This is a genomic window from Clavibacter sp. MX14-G9D, assembly GCF_032917815.1.
GTDB classification, from domain to species: Bacteria; Actinomycetota; Actinomycetes; order Actinomycetales; family Microbacteriaceae; genus Clavibacter; species Clavibacter michiganensis_K.
On sequence record NZ_JAVCVL010000422.1, the window covers coordinates 1 to 732 of the forward strand.

A 732-nucleotide genomic window follows, 5' to 3' on the forward strand; every position below is an offset into this window, starting at 1 on the left:
TGATCCCCTCCCTCGCCCTCACGGCCGTCGCGCGCGCGGCCGCCGTGCCGCTCGAGCCCGACGCGGACGACGCCCGGCGCCTCCTGCTCGACGAGCTCGGGCGCCCGGAGTACGAGGCGGCGCGGCCGAACGCGCTCGACCTGGCCGCGCAGGCGGTGGCCGACTGGATCGCGCGCGTCCTGGGCGGAGCGAGCGGCGGCCTGGCCGACCTCGCGCCCCTCGTGATCGGCGTGCTCGTGCTCGCGGTGGTGGTCGTGGCCTTCCTCGTCTTCGGCGCACCGCGGCGCGACCGGCGGCGTCGGGCCGCCCGGAGCGGGGACGGGCTGTTCGGGTCCGACGACCGGCGCTCGGCGGAGGAGCTGCGGCGCGCCGCCGAGGCGGCCCGGCGCGCCGGCGACCTCGACTCCGCGGTGTCCGACCTGTTCCGCGCCATCGCCCGCGAGCAGGCGGAGCGCACCATCGTCACGGTGGATCCCGGCACCACGGCCCGCGGCTTCGCCCGACGCGCCGGATCCGCCCACCCCGGCCACGCGGAGCGGCTGGTCGCGGCCGCCGACGACTTCGACGCCGTCCGCTACCTCGGGCGCGCCGGCACCGAGGGGATGGTCGACCGGCTCGCCGCGCTGGACCGCGAGCTGCGGACGTCCGTGCCCGTGCTCCACGAGCCCGTGGGCGCGGGACCCGCGTGACCGCGCCTGCGCCCGCGCCGACCACCCCGGACCCCGGCCTCGC

General features: G+C 79.9%; 1 protein-coding gene. It reads left to right on the forward strand.

Annotated features, from left to right (window positions below; genetic code table 11):
• Positions 1-2: 2 nt before the first annotated feature.
• Positions 3-689 (forward strand): DUF4129 domain-containing protein, encoded by a 687-nt coding sequence (locus Q6969_RS16080; RefSeq protein ID WP_317231336.1) that lies wholly within the window; start codon positions 3-5, stop codon positions 687-689.
• Positions 690-732: the final 43 nt, after the last annotated feature.